Source organism: Streptomyces sp. MA5143a, from assembly GCF_900290235.1.
In the GTDB taxonomy this organism is placed as follows: domain Bacteria; phylum Actinomycetota; class Actinomycetes; order Streptomycetales; family Streptomycetaceae; genus Streptomyces.
This window is the reverse complement of the sequence record NZ_OLMK01000018.1, coordinates 1-22923: the sequence shown is the minus strand read 5'-3', so window position 1 is coordinate 22923 and position 22923 is coordinate 1. Positions and strand designations below refer to the sequence as shown.

Sequence of the window (22923 nt, the reverse complement as noted above, 5' to 3'; positions counted from 1 at the left end):
CGTTGCGTGCTGTGTCCGGTCCCGGGGAGCGGGGCCCTGTCGGTGGCCCGGCCCGCCCGTGACCGGGTCGGTCAGTCGGCCGCCGGGGAGGCGACGGGCGGGGCGGGGGGCGTCGTCGGGCCGGACGGCTCGGTGGCGGACGACTCGGTGGTGGACGGACCAGTGGTGGACGGACCGGTGGTGGACGGACCGGTGGCGGTCCCGGTGGCCGTCATGGCGTGGTCGGCGAGCACCCCGGTCTTGTGGCGCTGGACGAACCAGTAGTAGGCGAAGCCGCCGCCCGCGATGAGCCCGACGAAGAGGACCGCGCCCCAGCGCAGGTACCAGTGGAACGGCTCGGTCGCGTTGTAGACGGAGGCCCGGGGCCAGATCAGGTTGAGGGTCATGCCCGTGCCCCACAGGACGGCGAGGGCGTTGACGAGGACGCCCCAGCGGCCCAGGGAGAATTTGCCGTCATCCGCCGGCTGCCACGTGCCGCGCAGCCGCGCCACCAGCATCGGCACGGTGACGCCGAGGTAGGCGAGGTAGATCATGATGATGCCGATACTGGTCACCACGGTGAAGATCTGCGGCTGGCGGATGTTCACGACCAGGATCGAGAGGGCCAGCACGCCGATGATCACGGCCGGGAGGACCGGGGTCTGGAAGCGCGGGCTGACCTTGGCCAGCAGTGAGGACGCGGGCAGGTTGTTGTCGCGGGCCATCGCGAAGGCCAGGCGGATCGCCGCCGTGTGCACGGCGAGCGCGCACACCGTGACCGCGATCAGCACGCACCAGAGCATCGCCTTGCCGGCTGTCGGGCCGAGCACGTCGAGCACCACGTACTGCAGACCGTCCGTGGACAGCCTCTCGCCCTTCAGGCTGGAGACGCTCATCAGCGCCAGCAGCAGGATCAGACCGCCGAGGACGAAGGAGGCGATGATCGCCCGGATGATGGCGCGCGGCGCGTTCCGGGACGGGTCCAGCGACTCCTCACCGAGCGAGGCGGCCGTGTCGAAGCCGTACATGACGTACGCCGACGCCAGCGAGGCCACGAGGAACGCGCCCAGGTACCCGGCGCCGCCGAACCCCTCGCCGGTGCCGTTCGTCTCCAGGACGACCTGTGGGCCACGTGTGATATGCACGGCGAACAGGGCGATCAGAACCACGGTGGCGATCAACTCGATGAACACGCCCGCCGTGTTGATCGTGGCCATCAGCTTCACGCCGAAGGCGTTCACCAGCGTGGTGAAAAGGATCAACACCGCGGCCAGGATGACCGCGTTGGTCGCCACGTCGTAGGTGCCGGTGCCGTCCCCGACGAACTGGAACACATCGGAGATCTGCGGCAGCGTCAGCTGGTAGGCGAGCGCCACCGCCGCGATGGACACGATCGACGCGGTCAGCATCATCCAGCCGGCGAGCCAGCCCAGATGCGGATTGCCCATCTTCTTCGACCAGTTGTAGACGGAGCCCGCCACCGGGTAGCGCGCCGCCAGTTCGGCGAAGCAGAGCGCGACCATGAACTGGCCGACGAACACCATGGGCCACGACCACCAATAGGCGGGGCCGCCGCTGCTGTAGCCGAAGTAGAACAGCTGGAAGGTGCCGGTGAGGATCGAGATGTAGCTGATCCCGGCGGCGAAGGTGTGGAAGTTGCCGAGGGTGCGCTTGAGTTCGGGTTTGTAGCCGAACTCGGCGAGTTCGGCGTCGTCGTTCGATTTCTCTGGTCCGGTCGGTTGCTCGATGGTCGTCATGAGCGGACTCCTGGGGGGCCTCGGGGAAAGGGGGAGCGGCTCTTACGGTGTGCCGGGAGGGGGCTGGGATGGGGGCCGGGGTGAGGTGCCCGTGGGCACGGGCAGGGAAGGGGACCACATCCGCGGGACACGGAAGAGGAGTCATGCCCACGCCTCAAGTCCCCCTCGTCGCAAGGGAGTTACGAGAACCAGCCCTGGGGTGCCGGATCCGTGTTGCGCCAGATGTGCTTGGCCTCGCGGTACTCGGCGAGCCCCGCGGGCCCGAGTTCACGTCCGAAGCCGGACTGCTTGTAACCGCCCCACTCCGCCTGCGGGACGTACGGGTGGTAGTCGTTGATCCACACCGTGCCGAGCCGCAGCCGGGCGGCCACCCGCCGGGCCCTGGCCTCGTCCGTCGTCCACACGGCGCCGGCCAGGCCGTAGATCGTGTCGTTGGCGAGCCGTACGGCCTCGGCCTCGTCGCCGAACCGCTCCACGGTCAGGACGGGGCCGAACGACTCGTCCTGGACCACGGACATCGTGCTCGCGCACTCGTCCAGGACGGTCGGCGGATAGTAGAAGCCCTGGTCGTACGCCTCACCCGTGGGCCGCTCGCCGCCGCAGCGCAGGACCGCGCCCTCCGCGACGCCCTTGGCGACGTACTCCTCGACCTTCGTGCGGTGCGCCGCCGAGATCAGCGGTCCGGTCTGCGCCCGCTCGTCGAACGGGCCGCCCAGCCGGATCCGCTCCGCCCGGCGTACGAGTTCGTCGACGAACCGGTCGTGCAGCGCGTCCTCGACCAGCAGCCGGGCGCCGGCGGAGCACACCTGGCCCGAGTGCAGGAAGACGGCGGTGAGGGCCATGTCGACGGCGGTGTCGAAGTCGGCGTCGGCGAAGACGATGTTCGGGTTCTTGCCGCCGAGCTCCAGCGCGACCTTCTTCACGCTCGCGGCGGCGTTGGCCATCAACCGCCGGCCGGTCTGGAGGCCGCCCGTGAACGAGACGAGGTCGACGTCCGGATGCTCGGAGAGGGGGGCGCCCGCCTCGGGACCGGCGCCGAGGACCAGGTTCGCCGTGCCCGGCGGCAGCCCGGCCTCCTCCAGCAGCCGCATCAGATGGATCGCGGTGTGCGGGGTCAGTTCGCTGGGCTTCAGCACGAACGTGTTGCCGGCCGCGAGCGCCGGGGCGACCTTCCAGGCCGTCTGGAGCAGCGGGTAGTTCCACGGGGTGATCAGCGCGCACACCCCGACCGGCTCGTACACGACCCGGCTGTCGACGCCGTCCTGCCCGGTGTCCACGACCCGGCCCGTCTCGGCGGTGGCCGCGTGTCCGAAGTAGCGGAAGCAGTTCGCGATGTCGTCCATGTCGTACTCGCTCTCCACCAGCCGTTTGCCGGTGTCGAGCGACTCGGCGCGGGCGAGCGCGTCCTTGTCGCGTACGAGCAGGTCGGCGACCCGCAGCAGCAGGGCGCCCCGCTCGGCTGCCGGGGTCGTGGGCCACGGGCCCTCGTCGAAGGCGCGACGCGCGGCGGCGATCGCCTCCACGGTGTCCTCGCGGCCGGCCTCGTCGACGACGGCGACCAGGCTGCCGTCGGCGGGACAGCGGATCTCACGGGTCCGCCCGTCGAGCGCGCCACGCCACGCTCCGCCGATGAAAAGTTCGGGCATGTCTCTCGTTCCTCCTGGTCAGCGCCGTGCCGGCGCCCTTGCGGCTGAGCGCCTAACCGGAAGACCGCGTTCTATGCAGACCATCCGGCCAAATGTGACGGTTGACACGTCCGGTCGGAAAGAACGGCAGAAGGAACCCGTGCGGGAGCGTCGAAGGGGACCCCCGGAAGGCGCGCCGCGTGGAGCACACGAGGCGCCGAAGGGGATCCCCGGAAGGCGCACCCCGAGGAGCGACCCGAGGAGCCCGCAGGGGGCCCGCACGGAGCGCCAGGAGGAACGAGTGGACGGGCCGCGCGCCCCTACGGGTGCGAGAGCTGGCCGGCCCCGCTCCGACGGCGTATTCGCGCCTGCGTACGCTCCGCCGCGCGCGCCTCACGGCGGGCCCGCCGCCGCTCGCGCCGCAGGGCGCGCGCGGTGCTGCTGGGGGCCGACACCACGCCGTTGCGCTGGCTCCACACCTGCCGGGTCACCCAGACGTCCAGGACGCCCCAGGTCGCCGCGACCGTGCTGGCGACGCTGCTCAGGACCATCGGGAACGCCAGCCAGGAACCGGCCAGGGTGGACAGGACCGCCACCATCGCCTGAATCAGCGTCACCGCGATGATGAGGACCGCGCGCACCGCCGCGGTCCGCACCGGGTCGGGCAGTCGGCGCCTGCGTGCCGGCTCCTCGATCCACAACGCCCGGTCATGCCCGCGCTCTTCGTCCCTGGCGGCGGGCTTCTTCTCCTTCACCGTGGCACCCTCGCCCGCCCCGGGGGCCCGCTCGGACGCCCGAACGGCCTTCGCCGCGGCCTGTGGTGTCACCGTGTCCTTCTCGAGCGCCATGTGCCGCTCCGCCGTGCCCATCAACTTGTCACTCCCCACCGCCGGTGGACCAAGAGCTCCGGGATCACGAGACCCGGCCCCCCTCTGGTGCCCGACTTCCTCCGAATTACGCCACCCGGGGGCGGCTTGCGGGGCCTGTCGCCCCTTCCGCACCCCATTCCCGTACAGAAAGACGATCGAGGAACGCCGAAAGATTCCCAAGGAACGCAAAAATCCGGCCAACCGGCCAACTTCCCCGACGGGATGCCATGGGTTCAACTGCCCGACAGGGGGAGGCAATCTCCCCCAATGAACGGACAACTCCCCATGTCTGGTTCGCCATGGGCGGGTGGTGGGATCCGACGGCCCTTCGAGATACCCCCGTGTCGGTAGTAGGCTCACGCCGTTTGTTGACGCACATGTGTGCCCCCGGGCCGGTGGGGGTTGAGCTGGGGGAGGCCATGCGCTTTCGCGGGAAATCGATCCGCCGGAAGATCGTGGCGCTGTTGCTCGTGCCCCTGATCGCCCTCACCAGCGTCTGGGCGTTCGCCACGGTGCTGACGGGGCGTGCGGCGAGCGACCTCTTCCGAGTGGCCGACATCGTCGAGGAGATCGGCTTCCCCACCGAGGACACCATCCGGGTCCTCCAGCAGGAACGCCGCCAGACGCTGGTCCTCCTCGCCGATCCGCGCGGCTCCGACGCCGCCGAGGCCCTCGAACGCAGCCGCGACGCCACCGACAAGGCCGTCGCCGAGTTCCGCGACCACGCCACGAACGCGGAACTGCGAGACGAGATGGGCGAGTCCACCGCGCTGCGGCTCACCACCATCCTGAACGCGCTCGACGGCCTCCCGGCCCTGCGCACGGGCGTCGACGACGGCACCGTCACCGTCGCCCAGGGCCTCAAGTTCTACAACGAGTTGGTCGACCCGTGCTTCGCCCTCCTGTCCAACCTCCCCGCGCTGGACAACGTGGAGATGGACAAGCAGGGCCGCGCCCTGGTCAACCTCGGCCGCGCCCGTGAGCTCCTCTCCCGCGAGGACGCCCTGTTCAGCTCCGTCCTCGTCGCCGGCCGGATCAGCCGCGACGAGATCCGCGACTTCTCCGACCTCGTGGCGCAGCGGACCCTGCTGTACGACATCACCCTGCCGCTGCTGCCCTCCTCCGAGCGCGACCGCATCGCCGGCTACTGGCGGAACGCGAACACCGCGCCGCTGCGCTCGGTCGAGCAGGACGTCATCGGCTCCGTCGCCGGACAGCGGGCGGGCGTCAGCGCCAAGAGCTGGGACAGCGCGGTGGAACCGGTCCTCCGCGACCTCCGCGACCTCAGCATCGAGGCCGGCGACCGCTACCAGGACCGGGTGCGACCCCTGGCCACCGGCGTCATCCTCAAGGCCGTCATCGCCGGAGTCCTCGGTCTCTTCGCCCTCCTGGTCTCGCTGTTCATGTCCGTCCGCATCGGCCGTGTCCTCATCCGCGACCTGCGCCGACTGCGCCAGGAGGCCCACGAGACGGCCGACGTGCGCCTGCCCAGCGTGATGCGCCGGCTCGCCACGGGCGAACAGGTCGACGTCGAGACCGAAGTGCCCCGACTGGAGTACGACAAGAACGAGATCGGTGAGGTCAGTCAAGCCCTCAACACCCTCCAGCGGGCCGCCGTCGAGGCCGCCGTCCGGCAGTCCGAGCTCCGCAGCGGCATCTCCGAGGTCTTCGTCAACCTCGCCCGCCGCAGCCAGGTCCTGCTCCACAAGCAGCTCACCCTCCTCGACACCATGGAACGGCGGACCGACGACACCGAGGAACTCGCGGACCTGTTCCGCCTCGACCACCTGACCACCCGTATGCGCCGCCACGCCGAGGGCCTGGTCATCCTCTCCGGCGCCGCCCCCTCACGGCAGTGGCGCAAGCCCATCCAGCTCATGGACGTCGTCCGCGCCGCCGTCGCCGAGGTCGAGGACTACGAGCGCATCGAGGTCCGCCGGCTGCCGCGGGTCGCCGTCACCGGCCCCGCCGTCGCCGACCTCACCCACCTCGTCGCCGAACTCCTCGAGAACGCCACGGTGTTCTCGCCGCCGCACACCGCGGTCCAGGTCCTCGGCGAGCGCGTCGCCAACGGCTTCACCCTGGAGATCCACGACCGGGGCCTCGGCATGGCCGCCGAGGCGCTCCTCGACGCCAACCTGAAGCTCGCCGAGACCCCCGACTTCGAACTGTCCGACACCGACCGGCTCGGCCTCTTCGTGGTCAGCCGGCTCGCCCAGCGGCAGAAGGTCCGCGTCTCCCTCCAGCCCTCGCCGTACGGCGGCACCACGGCCGTGGTCTTCATCCCCGACGCCCTCCTCACCGACGACGTCCCCGACACCAACGGCATCGGCTTCCGCCTCGACCGTGCCCACCCCACCCGTGAGGCCCAGCTGGAGGAGGAGCGCAACGCCGCCCTCTCCCAGGTGCCGGTCCGGCTGCCCGGCCTCTCCTCCGCCATCCTCGACGGCCCCGTGGAGCTGGAGGCGCCGGTCGAACTGGACCCCCTCGGCGGCTTCCCGACCACCCTCGGCGGCGACGGCGAGCGCGGCGAGTTCCGGCCGCGCCGCCCCCTCACCGGCGTCGACGGCGACCCGCGCACGGCCCACGACGGTGAGGCGCAGCGGACGCCCCTCACCGACCCCGACCCCACGGTCGGCCCCGTACAGCTGCCGCAGCGCCGGACACCCCACCTGGTCAGCTCCCACGGCCGCCCGGTGACGGGTCAGAAGCCGCGCCGCACCGAGGACGAGCCCCCGCGGGGCCGCGAGGCGGGCATCGCCGACGCACGGCCGTTCACCGCCCTGCGCGGCGACCGCGCCGAACCCTCCGCCCGCCCCGTGCCGGCCCCGCTCCCCGACGGCTACCGCCCGGGAGCCCTGCCCGGCGGGGACGAGCCCCCGGCACTGCCCCAACGGCGGCGCACGACCGCCGCCGACGGCCCGGACCCCCGCGCACCGCGGCAGGTTCCGGGTGCGCCCACCCCGCGTACGGACGCGACGGTCGACCAGGCAGAATCAGCTCCGAGCCCGCTGCCCCGCCGAGTCCGACAGGCCAATCTGGCCCCGCAGTTGAAGGACGGCCTCGCCCGGCGGGTCGAGCGCGAGAGGACTCGCGCCGACCGACCGGACACCGCCGAACGCGACGCCGACGAAGTACGCAGCCGTATGGCCTCGCTCCAGCGGGGCTGGCAGCGCGGCCGCGAGGAGAACGCCGAGGGCGACGACGCCCGGGACGTCTCAGCACCACGAGGAACGACAGAGGGGGACGGTCGATGACCGCACCGAAGGCCGAAGGGCCCACCGCGACCGGCACGTCCGGCGAGCTGAACTGGCTCCTGGACGACCTGGTGGAGCGCGTCGCCAGCATCCGCAAGGCGCTCGTGCTCTCCGGCGACGGACTGCCCACGGGCGTCTCCAAGGAGCTCACCCGGGAGGACAGCGAGCACCTGGCCGCCGTCTCCTCCGGTTTCCACAGCCTCGCCAAGGGCGTCGGCCGCCACTTCGAGGCGGGCAACGTCCGTCAGACCGTCGTCGAACTGGACGAGGCCTTCCTCTTCGTCACGGCCGCCGGTGACGGCAGCGCCCTCGCCGTCCTCGCCGACGCGGAGGCCGACATCGGGCAGGTCGCCTACGAGATGACGCTGCTGGTCAAGCGGGTCGGCGTACATCTGGGCTCCGCCCCACGCACCGATCTGCCCCAGGGCGGGTAGTGGGATGGCATGAGCCGAGACGGTCAGGGAAGAAGCCACTGGTTCGACGACGAGGCCGGACCGGTGGTCCGTCCGTACGCCATGACGCGCGGCCGGACCAGCCACGCGGTGCAGCACCGCCTCGATCTGATCGCCGTGGTCGTCGCGGAGCCCCACGTCGACGATCCGGAGGACGACCACTCGCTGTCCCCGGAGCACGTCCGCATCGTGGAGATGTGCCGTGACACCCCGCAGTCCGTCGCCGAACTCGGCGCCGAACTGGACCTGCCCGTCGGAGTGGTCCGGGTCCTCGTCGGCGACCTCGTCGACGAGGAACTGGTCCATGTGAATCGTCCAGTTCCGCCTGCCGAACTGGTGGACGAGAGTATTCTGCGCGACGTGATCAGCGGCCTCAGGGCGCTGTGAGCGGGCCGCGGTCCGCCGTCGCGCGACAACCATCCAGCAGGAGAAGAGACCGATGATCCTCGGGCGCACTGAGCGCGGCACACCTCCGGTCGAGCCCGTCACGCTCAAGATCCTCGTGGCCGGCGGCTTCGGCGTGGGCAAGACGACCCTCGTCGGCGCGGTCAGCGAGATCAAGCCGCTGCGCACCGAGGAGGTGCTGACCGAGGCGGGCCGCCCGGTCGACGACACCACCGGTGTGGAGGGCAAGCACACCACCACCGTGGCCATGGACTTCGGGCGCATCACCCTGCGCGAGGACCTCGTCCTGTACCTCTTCGGCACGCCCGGCCAGGACCGCTTCTGGTTCCTGTGGGACGAGCTGGCGTCCGGCGCCCTGGGTGCCGTGGTGCTCGCCGATACCCGCCGCCTGGAGGACTGCTTCGCCGCCGTCGACTACTTCGAGCGCCGCTCCATCCCCTTCGTCATCGGCGTCAACTGCTTCGACACGGCGGCGCACTACCCGCCGGAGACCGTCCGCCAGGCCCTCGACCTCGACCCCGACGTCCCGGTCGTGCTGTGCGACGCGCGCCGGCGGGAATCCGTCAAGGACGTCCTGGTCGCCGTCGTCCGGCACGCGATGGCGTACACCACGGAGCACCGCCAGACCGTCACGACCTGAGCACGGCCCGCACCCCCGCCGACCGGGGTACGGGCCGTGGCCTCAGGGCGCGCCCTCAGCCGGCGCCGTCCTCGTGCCAGCCGAAGCTCTTCTCCACCGCCTTGCGCCAGTTGCGGTACTCGCGGTCGCGGACGGAGTCCTCCATGGACGGTGTCCACTCGGCGTCCTTGCTCCAGTGCGACTTCAGTTCGTCCAGGTCGTTCCACACCCCGGTCGCGAGCCCGGCCGCGTACGCGGCTCCCAGACACGTCGTCTCGGAGACCCGGGGGCGGATCACCGGGACACCCAGGACGTCCGCCTGATGCTGCATCAGCAGATTGTTCCCGGTCATGCCGCCGTCCACCTTGAGGGTCGTGATGCGCACCCCCGAGTCCTGGAACATGGCGTCCACGACCTCCCGCGTCTGCCAGCTCGTCGCCTCCAGTACGGCCCGCGCCAGATGCGCCTTGGTGACGTACCGCGTCAACCCGGTGACGACCCCGCGGGCGTCGGAGCGCCAGTACGGGGCGAACAGCCCGGAGAACGCGGGCACGATGTACGCCCCGCCGTTGTCGTCGACGCTCGCGGCCAGCGGTTCGATCTCGTCGGCGGTACGGATGATGCCGAGCTGGTCACGGAACCACTGCACCAGGGCGCCCGTGATCGCGATCGCCCCCTCCAGGCAGTACACCGGCGCCTCGTCACCGATCTTGTACCCCATGGTCGTGAGCAGTCCGCTCTTCGACGCCACGGGCCGGTTGCCGGTGTTGAGCAGCAGGAAACTGCCGGTGCCGTACGTGTTCTTCGCGGTGCCCACGTCGTAGCAGGCCTGCCCGAACACCGCCGCCTGCTGGTCGCCGAGCGCCGACGCCACGGGGACGCCCGCGAGTTGGCCCACGGCGGTGCCGTACACCTCGGCGGAGGACCGGATCTCCGGGAGGACGGCCTCCGGCAGGTCCATCGCGGACAGGATCGAGGGGTCCCACTGGAGGGTCTCCAGGTTCATCAGCATGGTGCGCCCGGCGTTGGTGACGTCGGTGACGTGCCGGCCGCCGTCCGTCCCGCCGGTGAGGTTCCAGATCAGCCAGGAGTCGATCGTGCCGAAGGCGATCTCGCCGCGTTCGGCGCGGGTCCGTAGGCCCGGCACGTTGTCGAGCAGCCAGGCGGCCTTCGGACCGGAGAAGTAGCTGGCCAGGGGCAGGCCGGTCTGTTCGCGGAACCGGTCCTGCCCGTCGGGGCCGCCGAGTTCGTTGCAGAGCGCGGAGGTCCGCGTGTCCTGCCAGACGATCGCGTTGTGCACGGGCTTGCCCGTGGCCCGGTCCCACAGGACGGTCGTCTCGCGCTGGTTGGTGATGCCGAGCGCGCTGATCTGGTCCGGGCGCAGACCCGCCCTGGCGATCGCCCCGGCGACGACCGCCTGCACCTTCGACCAGATCTCGGTGGCGTCGTGCTCCACCCAGCCCGGCTTGGGGAAGATCTGGCGGTGTTCGCGCTGGTCCACGGCGACGATGGCGCCGCCCCGGTCGAAGATGATGCAACGGCTGGAGGTGGTGCCCTGGTCGATGGCGGCGACGTACTTCTGGGCGTTGTCCGGCATGACATCCCCTTACGTCTTGCGTCGATACACGTCTTGCGTCGATACACGTCTTGCGTCGCTACGCGCTCCGCGTCTTTGCGCGTGTTGTGCCTCTGCGCGTCTCCATGTCGTTTTCCTGCCTCGACGCCCGTGCTGCGGCGGTGAGTCAGAAGGCCGCGTTGTAGACGAGGCCCGCGAGGACCCCGCCGACCAGCGGGCCGACGACCGGGATCCAGGCGTAACCCCAGTCGGAGGTGCCCTTGTTCGGGATCGGCAGGAAGGTGTGAACGATGCGGGGGCCGAGGTCACGCGCCGGGTTGATCGCGTAGCCGGTGGGCCCGCCGAGGGAGAGACCGATGCCCACGACCAGGAACGACACCAGCAGCACCGAGATGCCGGAGCCGTAGACGCCGGCCTCCTCGCCGGGGATCTGACCGATGCCGATCCCCGTGTTGCGGCCGAAGGCGAGGATCGGGAGCACCAGCGCGATCGTCGCGATGATCTCGGTGATCAGGTTGGCGACGGGGTTCCTGATCTCGGGGATGGTGGAGAAGATCCCGAGGGTCGGTGTCGGCTCGTCCGCCGTGCCCTCCGTGGTGCCCTCCTTGCGGACGTTCGCCTGGAACTGCGCGAGATAGACCAGGTAGGCGAGGACCGCGCCGAGCATCGCGCCCACCAACTGGCCCAGCAGGTACACCCAGACCTTGTCCCACGTTCCCGTGTCGACCGCGACGCCCACGGTCACCGCCGGGTTCAGGTGCCCGCCGGACAGGGGAGCGGCGGTGTAGGCGCCGGCCAGGACGGCGAAGCCCCAGCCGAACGCGATGACGATCCAGCCCGACGCCCTCGCCTTCGAGAACCTGAGGGTGACGGCGGCGCACACACCGGCGCCGAACAGGATCAGGATCGCCGTACCGATGACCTCGCCGAGGAAAATGTCTCCGTTGCTCATGGCGGCTCCTAGGCCCCGGCCCGGGGTGATCGACCCCGGACCATGCGTGCAGGGTGCGTTCCCATGGCTACTTCAGCCGAAGGCAGGGAGGGTCCCGCGCCCCGCCCGGCGTCCGTGACGAGCGTGCCGTAGCAGCCGAATCGCCCGTGGGGGACGGCCCGATGGGCAGGCGGGAGACCCGAGCGGCGCAGTGCACAAAGACGCCCGAATGCGGCGATGCCGACTGACACCGGAAGTGTTCACCGGCACCCAGGGGGCGTCAAGGACACGGACGAACAATGCTGACGAAGGACCACCGACAGCCCGCCCACGACGACGGCCCGGCAGCGCTGGAGGGGCGCGACTCGGGGGCTCGGTGGTGGCGGCGGAGGCGTGGCAGTCAGAAGCGAGGACGGGCGTGTCGGCGGTCAGGGACACGGAAGGGGGCGCGGCGGTCAGGGGCGAGGGACGGGCGTGTGGCGGTCAGCGGTGCGACCGGACCCAGCGCATGTGTCGCTGCGTGGCCTCTGCCGGTCGGGTCGGCGCCCATGACTGCCTTCACGCGCGCGTGTCCAAGCCGATGGTCCGGGACGACGAAGCGGAGCGTGTCCGACGAAACGGCACGGCAGCATGATGACGCGCACGCGTCACCGCACCACGATCACCGCCGACCCATGCCCGAACAACCCCTGGTTCGCGCTGAGCCCCACACGCGCCCCCGCGACCTGCCGGTCACCCGCCTCGCCCCGCAACTGCCGGACCAGCTCGCACACCTGGGCGATCGCCTGCGCCGGAACCGCCTCGCCGAAGGACGCGAGGCCGCCGCTCGTGTTCACCGGTATACGGCCGCCGAGGGCCGTCACCCCTTCCCGCAGCAGCTTCGCCCCCTCACCCTCGCCGCACAGCCCCAGATCCTCGTACCACTGCAACTCCAGCGCCGTGGAGAGGTCGTAGACCTCGGCGAGCGACAGGTCGTCCGGTCCGAGGCCGGCCTCCTCGTACGCCGCCCGCGCGATCGACGCCCGGAACGCCTCGGCACCCGGCTCCACGGCCACCGCGGAGTCCGTCGCGATGTCCGGCAGATCCAGCACCGTGGTGGGGTAGCGCGGCGTCACCGTGGACACCGCCCGGATGCGCACCGGCCGGGCCACGCCGTGCCGCCGCGCGAACTCCACGCTGGACAGCACGAGTGCCGCACCCCCGTCCGAGGTTGCGCAGATGTCCAGCAGCCGCAACGGGTCCGCGACGACGGCGGAGGCCGCGACCTCCTCCGCGGTGACCCGTTTGCGGTACCGCGCGAACGGATTGAGCGCCCCCAGCGCCGAGTTCTTCACCTTGACCCGGGCGAAGTCCTCCTGGGTGTCGCCGTGCACCGCCATCCGGCGCCGCGCGTACAGCCCGAAGTACGTCGGGTTGGTCGCGCCGAGGACCCGGAACCGCAGCCAGTCCGGGTCGTCCGGTCGGTCCCCGCCCGCGGGCCGGAAGAACCCCTTCGGTGCCGCGTCCGCACCCACGACGAGCACGACGTCCGCGAGACCGCCCAGGATCTGGGCCCGGGCGGCGGCCACCGCCTGCGCCCCCGACGCGCAGGCCGCGTACACGCTCGTGACCCGCGCCCCCTGCCAGCCCAGCGCCTTGGCGAAGGTCGCCCCCGCCACGTACCCCGGATAGCCGCCACGCACCGTGTCGGCCCCGACGATCGAACCGACGTCCCGCCAGTCGATCCCGGCGTCGTCCAGCGCGGCCCGCGCGGCCGCCGTGCCGTACTCGACGAAACTCCTGCCCCACTTGCCCCACGGGTGCATGCCCGCGCCGAGCACCGCAACCTCACCCGTCACGCCGTCACCCCCGTCGGCCGCCAGTGCCACGTCGTCCAGGTCGTCTCCGCGTCCTCGTGCAGTACGCCGGGGACGACCTCCACCTCCATGCCCACCGCCAGCTCGGCGACGGTGACCCCGGGAACGCCCTGTCCCAGCACCACGAGACGCTCCGCGGCCAGTTCCACAGCGATCAACGCGTACGGCTCCCACGGAAGTTCCGGATCGGACACGTAGGGTGACGGAGGCCGGTACCTGGCGTCGGTGTACGACCACACGCGACCCCGCCGGGACAGCGGCACCTCCCGCAACTCGCCCCCGCCGCACCCCGGATTGCGGCAGAAAACGTCCTCGCGCGGGAAGAACACCGAACCGCACGCCGAGCAGCACGTGCCGAGAAGACGGAACCCGTCGTCCTCCCCGGTGAACCAGCCGGTGACCACAGGTGTGCGACCGTGCGACAAGGCGCCTCCCCGGCAACAGATCTGATGGACCGTCAGAAATATGAACCGGTCAGAAGTCTGTCACGGGCGATTCGAATTGAGCAGGCCCCGGAGCGAACCAACCGGCCCCTCCCGGCGTCGCAGTATCCGTGAGGGGTGGCCGGGGCCCACGGGGGTGGTTCCGGCCGCCCCTCACCCGCACCCGCCCACCGACCGCGCGGTGGCGCATTGCGGCGCCCCGACAGGACGACCAGCAGATGATCGGATACAGTCCGCCGCGTGTCCGCAAATCAACACCCAACCGCCAACTCCGCACCGGACTCGCATTGTTCCAGTTGCGGAGCGCCCTACGGTGAGGGCGTTTCCGGCTGGCCCCGCACCTGCGAGGCCTGCCACACCGTGGCCTACCGCAATCCGCTCCCCGTCGCGGTGGCCCTCCAGCCCGTGTACGACACCAAGGGCACAGCCCTCGTCGTGATCACACGGACCATCGCCCCCGCGCGCGGGGGCACCGCCCTGCCCGGCGGCTTCATCGACCACCGGGAGGACTGGCGGCACGCCGTCGTCCGCGAGCTCAAGGAGGAGACGGGCATCTGCGCGGCCGACCGCGACGTCCGCCTCGCCGACGCCATGAGCTCACCCGACGGCCACCTGCTCCTGTTCGGGCTGCTTCCCGAACGCCCGGCGGCCAACCTCCCGCCGCCCGCGGCCACCGACGAGACGGAGGGCTGGCACCTGCTGCGCAGACCGACCGAACTCGCCTTCCCGCTGCACACCCTGGCGGTACAGGCGTTCTTCGACGGCCGCTACATCTGAGCCGAACCCGCGCTCAGTCCGTGTCGAGCCCCCGGACCCGCACCGGGTACGCGGGCTCGACCGGCCCCTCGTCCCCGTCCCGCTGCACCACCACACGCCGCCCCTCCCAGCGCGTCGTGTACCGCTCGACCTCCGGCTCGTCCCAGCCGTCGCCCGCGTCCGGCACCACGAGCCCGCCCCCCGTCCGCCCGCGCGCGGGTGCCCACACCTCCAGCTCCAGGCCGCCGTCGGCGCCCCGGACCGGCACCACGGCACCCGCGCGCACGAAGACCGGGATCCGCGACAAGGGAGCGTCGACCACCACCTGCCCGGGCCCCTGATACGCCTTCCCGGTCACCGTGTCGTACCAGCGCCCCCGCGGCAGCTGCACCGCACGCCGTTCCACCCCCGGATCCAGCACCGGCGCCACCAGCAGACAGCCACCCAGCAGGAACGCGTCCTCACAGTCCCGCAACGCCCTGTTCTCCGGCGCGCCCCACCACACCGGGCGCACATAGGGCGCCCCGGTACGCCGCGCCCAGTGGGCCAGCGTCATGAAGTACGGCAGCAGCCGCCGCCGCTCGACGAGCGCCACGCGCGCGTGCTCGACGACCTCGTCCCCGAACTCCCACGGCTCCCTGCGCCCGGCCCGCATGCTCGCGTGCGTACGGAACAACGGCAGATACGCCCCCAGCTGGAACCACCGCAGGAACAGCTCCGCCGACGGGCTCCCGTCGAAACCGCCCACATCCGGACCCGAGTACGGCACCCCGCACAGTCCGAGCCCCAGCACCAGCGACAGCGACGCCCGCAGCCCAGGCCAGCCCGTCGCCACGTCCCCGGACCACGCGCCCCCGTACCGCTGCATCCCCACCCACCCGGAACGCGAGAAGATGAACGGCCGCTCCTGGGGCACCAGCTCACGCAGCCCCTCGTAGCCGGCCCGCGCCATGCACAGCGCGTACACGTTGTGCGCCTGCCGATGGTCGCCGCCCCGGCCCTCCAGATCATGCCGGGCCGACCGCGGCAGCGTGTTCTCCCCGAACGCCACGAACGACGTCGGCTCGTTCATGTCGTGCCAGAAACCGGCGAAGCCCCGTGTGAGCCTCTCCTCGTACAGACCGCCCCACCACGCGCGCGTACGCGCCCGCGTGAAGTCCGGGAAGACCGACTCCCCGGCCCACACCAACCCCTCCACGACCCGCCCCGCGGCATCCCGCACGAACGCGTCCTCCGCCGTCCCGCTGTCGTACACGGCGTTCCCCGGCTCCGCCTCGACCGCCGCGTCGACGATCGACACCAGCCGGATGCCCTGCCCCCGCAGTTCCTCGGCGAGGTCCGGCAGCTTCGGAAAGTGCTCGGCGTCCACCGTGAACACCCGGTGACCGTCGAAGTGGTCGATGTCCAGATGGATCGCGTCGAGCGGCAGCCCGTGCTCCCGGTACCCCGCGACGACCCGCCGCACCTCCTGCTCGCTGCCGAACCCCCACCGCGCGTGATGGTGCCCGAGCGCCCACGCCGGCGGCAGCGCCGGAGCGCCCGTCAGCGCCGCCCAGGCGTGCAGCACACGCGCGGGAGTACCGACGATCACCCAACAGCGCAGCGGCCCCCCGGACATCCGCAGCTCCGACGTGCCGGCCCGGTCGTGCCCCGACCCCGCGCCCTCCTCGCCCCCGCGCAACGTCACCGTGCCGTCCCACGTGGAGTCGTGGAACACCAGATGCGTCCCCGCGTCGGCCACCACCATCTGCACCGGCATCGTGATGTACAGCGGATCATCACCAGGCTCGAACGCGTGCCCGGGATCCGTGTTCCACAGCCGATACGTCCCGTCACGCAGCCGGGGCCCGGCCGCGCGCCCGCCCAGACCGAAGAACCGGGCATCGGCCGCGACCTCCGAGCGCTGCGTCCACCGCGCCTCGCCCCCGCCCACCGGCTCCCACCAACGGGGCGGCAGATCACGCCGCAACATCACCCCACCTGGGGTACACACCTCCACCGCGCCGTGCCGTGACACCACGACCGTCACCCGCTCGGCCACGACCCGCCAGCCGCCGTCCTTGTCCGGCTCCAGCTCGGCCCGCGGATCCGGCTCCGGGCACCGGCCCGCGAGAGCGTACGACGGCTCCTGCCCGGCCCCGTCCCAGCCCCAGAAGACGGCTCCGTTCACATCGACGGTGATCCGCAACTCCGTCCGGTCGAACCGCAGGATCCCGCCGCCCGGCCCCGGCTCCACATCCCGCACCGGCCCCGGCACCCGCGCCCGCTCGGCGCCCCGCGCCGCCAACCCGGTGGCGTCGGAACGCCTCCTGCGCCACGCGGCCCGCACGGTTCGCAGCCCTTGAACCGCCCCCGCCGAACCGATCGCCTTCACCGAACGCACCAGGTCACGACCGTCCATGCGGCTCACCCTGCCATTGACCGGCCCGTTTGTGTGAGTCGTTCAACTTCCGTTCACCCATGGTGACGGCACACTTCATGTCGCCGACCAACTCCGGCACACCCTGGTGCCAAAGTCGATCACATGGCATCGTCCGTGGTGGCCGCGTCACGCGCACACCCCGTTCGTGCGCGCCCGACGCACACGACGCGCACAGTCCGGGAGCCGACCCATGACCTCAGCGAACCCCTCGCCGCTCTGGCAGCCCGACGCGGACCGCATCGCCCGGGCCCGGATCACCCAGTTCCACACCTGGGCGGCCGAGCACCACGGAGCCCCCGCCGACGGTGGATACGCGGCCCTGCACCGCTGGTCCGTCGACGAACTCGAGACCTTCTGGAAAGCCGTCACCGAGTGGTTCGACGTACGGTTCTCCACCCCCTACGCGCGCGTGCTGGGCGACCGCGCCATGCCCGGCGCCCAGTGGTTCCCCGGAGCCACCCTCAACTACGCCGAACACGCCCTGCGCGCCGCCAACACCCGCGCCGACGAACCGGCCCTCCTCCACGTCGACGAGACCCACGAAGCACGCCCCGTGACCTGGGCCGAACTACGCCGCCAGGTCGGCTCCCTCAGCGACGCCCTGCGGGCCCTCGGCGTACGCCCCGGAGACCGCGTCAGCGGCTACCTGCCGAACATCCCCCAGGCCGTCGTCGCCCTCCTCGCCACGGCCGCCGTCGGCGGCGTCTGGACCTCCTGCGCCCCCGACTTCGGCGCCCGCAGCGTCCTCGACCGCTTCCAGCAGGTCGAACCGGTCGTCCTGTTCACCGTCGACGGCTACCGCTACGGCGGAAAGGAACACGACCGCCGCGACACCGTCGCCGAGCTCCGCCGCGAACTGCCCACCCTGCGCGCCGTCGTCCACATCCCCCTGCTCGGCACCGACGCCCCCGAGGGCGCCCTGGAATGGTCCGCCCTCACGGGCGCGGACACCGAGCCGACCTTCGAACAGGTCCCCTTCGACCACCCCCTGTGGGTGCTCTACTCGTCCGGCACCACCGGCCTGCCCAAGGCCCTCGTCCAGTCCCAGGGCGGCATCCTGGTCGAGCACCTCAAACAACTCGGCCTGCACTGCGACCTCGGCCCCGAGGACCGCTTCTTCTGGTACACCTCCACCGGCTGGATGATGTGGAACTTCCTCGTCTCCGGCCTCCTCACCGGCACCACGGTCGTCCTCTACGACGGCAGCCCGGGATACCCGGACACCGGCGCCCAGTGGAGCGTCGCCGAACGCACCGGCGCCACCCTCTTCGGCACCTCCGCCGCCTACGTCATGGCCTGTGGCAAGGCCGGCGTCCACCCCGGCCGCGACTACGACCTCTCCCGCGTCCGGTGCGTCGGCACCACCGGCTCACCGCTCCCGCCCGACGGCTTCCGCTGGCTCCACGACGAGGTCCGCGAGGACCTGTGGATCGCCTCCGTCAGCGGCGGCACCGACGTCTGCTCCTGCTTCGCCGGCGCCGTCCCCACCCTCCCCGTCCACATCGGCGAACTCCAGGCCCCCTGCCTGGGCACCGACCTCCAGTCCTGGGACCCCAGCGGCAAACCCCTCACCGACGAGGTCGGCGAACTCGTCGTCACCAACCCGATGCCGTCCATGCCGATCCACTTCTGGAACGACCCCGACGGCACCCGCTACCACGACAGCTACTTCGACACCTACCCCGGCGTCTGGCGCCACGGCGACTGGATCACCGTCACCTCACGGGGCTCCGTCGTCATTCACGGCCGCTCCGACTCCACCCTCAACCGCCAGGGTGTCCGCATGGGGTCGGCCGACATCTACGAAGCGGTCGAACGGCTCCCGGAGATCAAGGAATCCCTCGTGATCGGCATCGAACAGCCCGACGGCGGCTACTGGATGCCCCTCTTCGTCCACCTCGCCCCGGGAGCGACCCTCGACGAGGCCCTCCTGCACCGCGTCAAGCGCACCATCCGCGAACAGCTCTCCCCACGCCACGTCCCCGACGAGATCATCGAGGTCCCCGGCATCCCCCACACCCTCACCGGCAAACGCATCGAGGTCCCCGTCAAGCGCCTCCTCCAGGGCACCCCCATGGAGAAGGCGGTCAACCCCGGCTCCATCGACAACCTCGACCTGCTGCACTTCTACGAGGGCCTGGCCCGCGAACGAGCGCGCGACCGAGCCTGACGGGGCAGCGGGCGTCGGGTGCCGGGCAGGCGTCGCGGCCGCACACCGGGCCGGCAGCCGTTGTCAGTGCCACCGGTTACCGTGAGTGAGCATTGATCGACTGCTCGCACAGGGGGAAACCATGGCACACACCGGCCACCAGAGCATGCGAAGGGTCCTGCGCCGCGAGATCGCGGGCACCATCGGCCTGCTCGCGGACGAGCACGACTTCACGGCCATGCGGCGCTACCGCAGCTTCACCTTCGACGACCACACGACCTACCTCGACCAAGTGGAAGCCCTGCTCCGCACCCGCGCCGAGCAGGGCAACCACACCACCGTCGCCCTCTTCGACCCCGAGGAGTACGCGGAGTTCTGCACCGAGGCGGGCCTGGAACCGGACATCCCCTCCAGCCGCACCCGCTTCACCGCCGAACTGGCCGCGACGGGAGCCGCCGTCCCCTACGAAGGACAACCCCTCACCGAACTCGTCCCCGAACTGATCGACGAAGCGGTCCGCAAGGCCACCTGGGAGTACGCCACCACGCTCCTCGCCCGGATCGGGACCTGCGCCTGCTGCGGCGAGGACATCGGCCGCACATCCTTCGCCCGGGCCACCGACCTCCTCACCCGCATCCTCGACACGGCCGCTCCGGGCGAACGGCACCTCGTGTGCAGCGTCTCCTCCAAGCCCCAGGCACTCGTCGCCGTCATCCGCGCGGAACAGGACCCCGACGGAGCCACCCGCCTGGACGAGACCGAGGCCCTGGAGTTCGCCACCGTCCTCGCCCTCGGCATCGCCACCCGAAGCCCCGGCGGACTCGTCATGCGCACCAGCGCCCCCGACACCATGGACCGGGTCTACGGCTGGCGCCTGCGCGGCGACGGCCTCGAACCCCTGACCGCGGGAGAGGTCTTCGACGCCTACTGCACCGACGTGATGTCCGGCGACCTCGTCTCCCCGGAGTCCGGCGTCGACTACTGCACCCCGCCCGACCTCGGGGACGACCCCGACCACGGAGGCACCGCCTCGGACGGACACCCCCACTGAACGCCCGAGGGGCGCCCCACCCGCAGGTGGAGCGCCCCTCGACCGCAACCGATCGACACGAGATCAGCACGAGGTCATTCGCCCGACAGCACCGCCTGAGCCGCGCCGCGCGCCTCCTCGGCCGTGTCCGCCGCCCGAGCGGCAGCCGCCGCGCGCTCGCACTGCGCCAGCGTGTACTTCGCCAGCGTCGCCCGCACGTAGGGGATCGACGCCGCACCCATGGACAGGGAGGTGACACCCAGCCCCGTCAGCACACATGCGAGCAGCGGATCCGAAGCCGCCTCACCGCACACACCGCAGCTCTTGCCCTCGGCCTTCGCCGCCTCCGCGGACAGCGCGACCAGGTCGAGCAGCGCGGGCTGCCACGGATCCTGCAGCCGTGACACCGCACCCACCTGCCGGTCGGCCGCGAACGTGTACTGAGCGAGGTCATTGGTCCCCAGCGACAGGAACTCGACCTCCTGCAGGATCGACCGCGCCCGCAAAGCCGCCGAGGGGATCTCGACCATGGCCCCGAACTTGGCCCGCAGCCCGGCCTCACGGCAAGCGTCGGCGAATGCCTTCGCGTCCGTGCGGTCAGCCACCATCGGCGCCATGACCTCGAGGTACACCGGCAGCCCCTCGGCCGCCTTGGCGAGCGCTGTCAGCTGCGTGCGCAGCACCTCGGGGTGGTCCAGCAGCGTCCGCAGCCCTCGCACCCCGAGCGCGGGGTTCGGCTCGTCGGCGGGCGTCAGGAAGTCCAGCGGTTTGTCGGCGCCCGCGTCGAGCACGCGGACGACCACCCGCCCCTCGGGGAACGCCTCCAGCACCTTCCGGTACGCCTCGACCTGCTTCCCCTCCGACGGTGCCTGCTTGCTGTCGTCCAGGAAGAGGAACTCGGTGCGGAACAGTCCCACACCCTCGGCTCCGGCCTCCACGGCCGCCGGCACATCGGCGGGACCGCCGACGTTGGCGAGCAGCGGCACCTTGTGCCCGTCGGAGGTGGCTCCCGGCCCACTGGACGCGGCCAGCGCGGCCCTGCGCTCCGCGGCGGCGGCCTCCAGTTCGGCCTTCTTGTCCGCGCTGGGGTTCACGAAGATCTCACCGGTGCTGCCGTCCACGGCGATCACCGTGCCTTCGGCGAGTTCCCCGGCGCCCGGCAGCGCGACGACGGCCGGCACACCGAGCGCCCGCGCCAGGATCGCGCTGTGGCTGGTCGGCCCGCCTTCCTCGGTGACGAACCCGAGCACGAGCGTCGGGTCGAGCAGCGCGGTGTCCGCAGGAGCCAGATCGCGGGCGATGAGGACATACGGCTCGTCACTGTCCGGCACACCTGGCATGGGCACTCCGAGCAGCCGGGCGACGATACGGTTCCGCACGTCGTCGAGGTCGGCGACCCGGCCCGCGAGGTACTCGCCGGCACCGGCCAGCAGGGCCCGGTACGAGGCGAACGCGTCGTAGACCGCCCGCTCCGCCGTGCTCCCCACGGCGATTCGGCGCTCCACGTCCGCCATCAGTTCCGGGTCCTGGGCCATCAGCGCCTGGGCCTCGAGCACCGCCTGGGCCTCGCCGCCCGCCAGATTGCCCCGCGCCGTCAGGTCGGCCGCGACGGCGTCCACGGCCTTGCGGGCTCGTCCTTGTTCGCGCTCCGCGTCCTCCGCCGGTATCTGCTTGGCAGGCGGTTCCAGTACCGCCGTGCCCATGTGCCGAACCTCGCCGATCGCCACACCGTGGCTGACACCGACGCCTCGCAGCGTTGTCTCCATCTCACCCGTCTCCGGTTGTGCGGCGGGCCCGGCCGCCGCGGTGGTTGTGGTACTTCCCGTGCGGTACGGACCTGGCGTCACTGCCAGCCGAAGAGCGTGTCACCGGTCTTCACGTCCCCGTCGAGGCGGAGATCGGAGAGGACGTCGGCCGTGGCCTCCAGGGCCACGACAGGACAGATCGGCGACTTGCCCGCGGCCACGACGGCGGCCGGGTCCCAGCGGACCACGGCCTGCCCGCGCCGCACGGTGTCGCCCTTGTTGACGAGCAGCTCGAACCCTTCGCCGTTCAGCTGCACGGTGTCGATCCCAAGATGTGTCAGCACACCGTGCCCCTCGCCGTCGACCACGACGAAAGCGTGCGGGTGCAGCGAGACGATGACTCCGTCCACGGGGGAGACGGCCTCGGTCACGTCACGCGCGGGGTCGATCGCCGTTCCGGGGCCGACCATCGCTCCCGAGAAGACGGGGTCCGGTACTGCTGCCAGTCCGATGGCGCGTCCTGCGAGCGGGGACGTCACGATGGTCATGGGAAGCCTCCCAGGGGTGGAGCTGCGCGTGCGAGCCGGCACCGCTTGCCACGGGCGGCTCTGCCCAGCAGCGTATGTCAGATGCGGGGTTCCCCACGGAAGATACCGCCTAGTGGTCTAGACCACCAGTCCAGGGGATTTGCACCTGCTCCGGAGCCCGCTGTACAGTCGTAGACCTGCTCGGGGCCGAGCGGCGCCACTGAGCGTCCCACCCCAAGCGGCAACCAACTTGTCAGATCCTATCTCGGGGTCCGCTTCCGTATGTCTACGGGAGAGTGGTCAGGGGGACGGAAAAACACTGATAGTGTTGGAAACACCGAAGGGAAGCGCCCGGAGGAAAGCCCGAGAAGATACTCGGGTGAGTACAAAGGAAGCGTCCGTTCCTTGAGAACTCAACAGCGTGCCAAAAATCAACGCCAGATATGTTGATACCCCGTCTCCGGCCGGTTCGGTCGGGACGAGGTTCCTTTGAAACAAAACACAGCGAGGACGCTGTGAACCATT

17 protein-coding genes are annotated in these 22923 nt (G+C 71.2%); 7 read left to right on the top strand and 10 right to left on the bottom strand.

Annotated features, from left to right (window positions below; all coding sequences use genetic code 11):
- Positions 1–71: 71 nt before the first annotated feature.
- The 3 genes from SMA5143A_RS09085 to SMA5143A_RS09075 form a co-directional block, all read right to left on the bottom strand.
- Positions 72–1736 carry an APC family permease gene (locus tag SMA5143A_RS09085; protein WP_107462393.1) on the bottom strand — a complete coding sequence of 555 codons (1665 nt, stop codon included), beginning with the start codon at positions 1734–1736 and terminating at the stop codon, positions 72–74.
- Positions 1737–1915: 179 nt separating this feature from the next.
- A complete protein-coding gene (locus tag SMA5143A_RS09080; RefSeq protein ID WP_107462392.1) occupies positions 1916–3382 on the bottom strand; it encodes an aldehyde dehydrogenase family protein in 1467 nt (488 codons plus the stop codon).
- Positions 3383–3681: 299 nt separating this feature from the next.
- Positions 3682–4209, bottom strand: coding sequence for a hypothetical protein (locus SMA5143A_RS09075; RefSeq protein ID WP_258193453.1), 528 nt, complete (start codon positions 4207–4209; stop codon positions 3682–3684).
- A gap of 440 nt (positions 4210–4649) precedes the next feature.
- Here SMA5143A_RS09075 and SMA5143A_RS09070 point away from each other — a divergent pair, with 440 nt between their 5' ends.
- The 4 genes from SMA5143A_RS09070 to SMA5143A_RS09055 are packed head-to-tail and all read left to right on the top strand — an operon-like array spanning position 4650 to position 8984.
- A complete protein-coding gene (locus SMA5143A_RS09070) occupies positions 4650–7487 on the top strand; it encodes a sensor histidine kinase (RefSeq protein WP_107462390.1) in 2838 nt (945 codons plus the stop codon).
- Positions 7484–7921 (top strand): roadblock/LC7 domain-containing protein, encoded by a 438-nt coding sequence (locus SMA5143A_RS09065; RefSeq protein WP_055717220.1) that lies wholly within the window; start codon positions 7484–7486, stop codon positions 7919–7921. The genes SMA5143A_RS09070 and SMA5143A_RS09065 overlap by 4 nt, the downstream gene beginning before the upstream one ends.
- A gap of 9 nt (positions 7922–7930) precedes the next feature.
- Positions 7931–8326 carry a DUF742 domain-containing protein gene (locus tag SMA5143A_RS09060; protein ID WP_055541244.1) on the top strand — a complete coding sequence of 132 codons (396 nt, stop codon included), beginning with the start codon at positions 7931–7933 and terminating at the stop codon, positions 8324–8326.
- Positions 8327–8378: 52 nt separating this feature from the next.
- Positions 8379–8984, top strand: coding sequence for a GTP-binding protein (locus SMA5143A_RS09055; RefSeq protein WP_107462389.1), 606 nt, complete (start codon positions 8379–8381; stop codon positions 8982–8984).
- A gap of 55 nt (positions 8985–9039) precedes the next feature.
- Here SMA5143A_RS09055 and glpK read toward each other — a convergent pair whose 3' ends face one another.
- The 4 genes from glpK to SMA5143A_RS09035 form a co-directional block, all read right to left on the bottom strand.
- Positions 9040–10560: a glycerol kinase GlpK gene (gene glpK, locus SMA5143A_RS09050; protein WP_107462388.1), complete on the bottom strand. Its 1521-nt coding sequence runs from the start codon at positions 10558–10560 to the stop codon at positions 9040–9042.
- A 145-nt stretch (positions 10561–10705) separates the two neighbouring features.
- Positions 10706–11491 carry an MIP/aquaporin family protein gene (locus SMA5143A_RS09045; RefSeq protein ID WP_107462387.1) on the bottom strand — a complete coding sequence of 262 codons (786 nt, stop codon included), beginning with the start codon at positions 11489–11491 and terminating at the stop codon, positions 10706–10708.
- Between the two features lie 626 nt (positions 11492–12117).
- Complete coding sequence (locus tag SMA5143A_RS09040) at positions 12118–13308, bottom strand: lipid-transfer protein (RefSeq protein ID WP_107462459.1); 1191 nt, start codon at positions 13306–13308, stop codon at positions 12118–12120.
- A complete protein-coding gene (locus SMA5143A_RS09035; RefSeq protein ID WP_107462386.1) occupies positions 13305–13730 on the bottom strand; it encodes a Zn-ribbon domain-containing OB-fold protein in 426 nt (141 codons plus the stop codon). Before SMA5143A_RS09035 ends, SMA5143A_RS09040 begins: the two co-directional genes overlap by 4 nt.
- Before the next feature lie 279 nt (positions 13731–14009).
- Here SMA5143A_RS09035 and SMA5143A_RS09030 point away from each other — a divergent pair, with 279 nt between their 5' ends.
- Positions 14010–14546, top strand: coding sequence for an NUDIX domain-containing protein (locus SMA5143A_RS09030; protein WP_055521558.1), 537 nt, complete (start codon positions 14010–14012; stop codon positions 14544–14546).
- A gap of 13 nt (positions 14547–14559) precedes the next feature.
- Here the strand turns inward: SMA5143A_RS09030 and SMA5143A_RS09025 are convergent, their stop codons facing one another.
- Entirely contained in the window at positions 14560–16926 is a 2367-nt protein-coding gene (locus tag SMA5143A_RS09025) for a glycoside hydrolase family 31 protein (RefSeq protein ID WP_107462385.1), read from the bottom strand.
- A gap of 211 nt (positions 16927–17137) precedes the next feature.
- Between SMA5143A_RS09025 and SMA5143A_RS09020 the strand changes: the two genes are divergently transcribed.
- Positions 17138–19117 (top strand): acetoacetate--CoA ligase, encoded by a 1980-nt coding sequence (locus SMA5143A_RS09020; protein ID WP_107462384.1) that lies wholly within the window; start codon positions 17138–17140, stop codon positions 19115–19117.
- Positions 19118–19238: 121 nt separating this feature from the next.
- Positions 19239–20147 carry a hypothetical protein gene (locus SMA5143A_RS09015; RefSeq protein ID WP_107462383.1) on the top strand — a complete coding sequence of 303 codons (909 nt, stop codon included), beginning with the start codon at positions 19239–19241 and terminating at the stop codon, positions 20145–20147.
- Positions 20148–20221: 74 nt separating this feature from the next.
- Here the strand turns inward: SMA5143A_RS09015 and ptsP are convergent, their stop codons facing one another.
- Complete coding sequence (gene ptsP, locus SMA5143A_RS09010; protein WP_107462382.1) at positions 20222–21892, bottom strand: phosphoenolpyruvate--protein phosphotransferase; 1671 nt, start codon at positions 21890–21892, stop codon at positions 20222–20224.
- Between the two features lie 77 nt (positions 21893–21969).
- Positions 21970–22419 carry a PTS sugar transporter subunit IIA gene (locus tag SMA5143A_RS09005; RefSeq protein ID WP_107462381.1) on the bottom strand — a complete coding sequence of 150 codons (450 nt, stop codon included), beginning with the start codon at positions 22417–22419 and terminating at the stop codon, positions 21970–21972.
- Positions 22420–22923: the final 504 nt, after the last annotated feature.